Here is a 1,673-nt window from a genome sequence, read left to right on the forward strand (position 1 = left end):
TCCTCAAGCGCCGGACGGGCTTGATTTTGCCTGGCGTGCGCTTGATTCGGACGGGTGTGTGATTTTGCCCGGCGCGCTTGATGCTGCCTGGCGCTGGATCAGTTCGTGATGTGGACCTCGACGGTGCCGTCGGCGCCCTGGGTGACCCGTACGTGCGTCAGGTCCGGGACGTACGCCGTCGGGTTGTACGCGTGCGCCCTCGGGCCCACCCCCACCACGCGCATTCCCGCCGCGCGGCCCGCCTCGACTCCCGCCTCCGAGTCCTCGAAGACGATGCAGTCCTCGGGTGCGAAGCCCAGTTCCGCCGCTCCCTTGAGGAAGCCCTCCGGGTCCGGCTTGCTGGCGCTCACGCCCTCCGCCGTGACGCGGATCTGCGGCATCCGCAGGTCCGATGCCGTCATGCGCGCCTGGGCCAGGCGTTCGTCCGCCGAGGTGACCAGGGCGTGCGGGAGTGCGGCGATCGCGGCCATGAAGGCGGGGGCTCCCGGTACCGGGACCACGCCCTCCGTGTCGGCCGTCTCCAGGGCGAGCATCTCGCGGTTGTCCGCGTAGTTGTGCTCCATCGGGCGGTCGGGGAGGAGCACCGCCATGGTCGCGTAACCCTGACGGCCGTGGACGACCTTGAGGGCCTCGTCGGGGTTGAGGCCGTGGTCGACGGCCCAGCGGCGCCAGATGCGCTCCACCGCGGCGTCGGAGTTGACGAGGGTTCCGTCCATGTCCAGGAGGAGGGCACGTGCGGTCAGGACGGTCGTCATCAGAGGACTCCAGGGGTGCGGGAGCAGAAGCTGCGCAGAGAACAAAGAAGGTCCCGTCCGCCGGTCAGGGAGTACGGACGGGACCACTTTGTTTCTCTATGGTACAAAACCCGGGTGTCCTCGCGCCACCCGCCCCCCTCACTCCTCGGGAAGCGGCGCCGCCACTGCTCCGCCGGGCAGTACGGGACTCGGCCTGCGCGGCTCGCGCACGCCTGCGGGCGGCGGGCCCGACCGGGGGCGGGGGCCACCCGTACGGCGGCGCAGGAGCAGACGGAGGAGGAGCAGCAGTGGGAGTAAGGGCAGGGCCAGCAGGATCCATGGCTTCTTCATAGGGCCACGGTGCTCGGCTAGGGCTCCTGTGTCGAGGCTTCCAGGGCACGGCGCGTATGCGGTCCGTAGACGCCCGAAGGGTCGTCCTGGATGTTCGTCCAGGACTGGAACTGGCGTACCGCGCTCTCGACCTCGTCGTCGTAGCGTCCCGACGCCGGGCCCTGGTAGACCCACGCCTGCTGCAGGCGCTTCTGGAGCTCCACGACCTCCGGACCGCTGTCGCCCCGGCGCAGTACGGGCGCGGCCGGCGCGGAGCTGGCGGGCGCACTCCTGGTGGGGGTCGGGGACGGGTCCCGTACGGTGCCGGTCGCCCGGGCCGTCGAGAGGGACGGCGTGGGGGAGGGTGACCGCGTCTTCGTACGGCTCGCGGAGGGCGTGGCCCGGGACGGGCTCGGCGTCGGCGAGGGGCGGTGCGCGGAGGCCGTCGGCTGCGGCTGGGCGTGGGTCCGGCCGGGCGGCGGTGCGCTCGTGGGGGTTACCGGGAGCGCGTCCGTGGAGCCGTCGTCGCCGGAGAAGAGGCCGCCCGCGAAGGCTGCCGTACCCGCGATGGCGAGTGCGGCGGCGACTGCGGCCAGCACGGTCAGGGGT

Annotated in this window: 3 protein-coding genes; all 3 read right to left on the bottom strand. The window is 72.1% G+C overall.

All coding sequences use genetic code 11. The annotated features are described in order from the left end of the window. Positions 1-98 precede the first annotated feature (98 nt). Positions 99-758, bottom strand: a complete 660-nt coding sequence (locus J0695_RS34730) for an HAD-IA family hydrolase (RefSeq protein WP_206968759.1) — start codon at positions 756-758, stop codon at positions 99-101. A gap of 135 nt (positions 759-893) precedes the next feature. Next, complete coding sequence (locus J0695_RS34735) at positions 894-1,085, bottom strand: hypothetical protein (RefSeq protein ID WP_206968757.1); 192 nt, start codon at positions 1,083-1,085, stop codon at positions 894-896. A 17-nt stretch (positions 1,086-1,102) separates the two neighbouring features. Continuing rightward, the coding region (locus tag J0695_RS34740; protein WP_206968758.1) for a peptidoglycan-binding domain-containing protein at positions 1,103-1,673 on the bottom strand (571 nt) is incomplete at its 5' end.

The organism is Streptomyces beijiangensis, from assembly GCF_017315755.1.
GTDB classification, from domain to species: Bacteria; Actinomycetota; Actinomycetes; order Streptomycetales; family Streptomycetaceae; genus Streptomyces; species Streptomyces beijiangensis.

Bases quoted from the DNA above. Each gene is read 5' to 3' on its own strand.
- J0695_RS34735 (WP_206968757.1), bottom strand. From the start codon at position 1,085: ATGAAGAAGCCATGGATCCTGCTGGCCCTGCCCTTACTCCCACTGCTG.